The organism is Micromonospora sp. MW-13, from assembly GCF_003434305.1.
Taxonomy (GTDB): Bacteria; Actinomycetota; Actinomycetes; order Mycobacteriales; family Micromonosporaceae; genus Micromonospora.
In genome coordinates this window covers 1-238 of the sequence record NZ_QKKX01000146.1, presented here as the reverse complement: position 1 = coordinate 238, position 238 = coordinate 1, and the positions used below count along the sequence as shown (strand labels likewise).

The following is a 238-nucleotide window of genomic DNA, read 5'->3' as shown; positions in this document are numbered from 1 at the left end:
TCGAAGGCGTACGTGGGCAGCGGCACCACGTCGGTCCCGGCGAGCACGCTCGTCAGGTCGACGGGCAGGCCGATCGCGTGCGCGGCAGCCAGATTCGTCAACAACCGGGTCGGATCGTCGTCCCCCCGCCGCAGGCTGCCCAACGTGTGCCCGGCCACCCCGGCGTCGTCCAGGATCGCCGTCACCGGCATCGTCAACACCGGATGCGGACTGATCTCCACAAACGTCGAGTGCCCCG

Annotated in this window: 1 protein-coding gene; it reads right to left on the bottom strand. The window is 70.2% G+C overall.

The genetic code is table 11. The features are described from left to right. Window positions 1–238 (bottom strand): hypothetical protein (locus C5N14_RS31605; protein ID WP_133305787.1); only part of this gene is annotated, 238 nt, incomplete at both ends.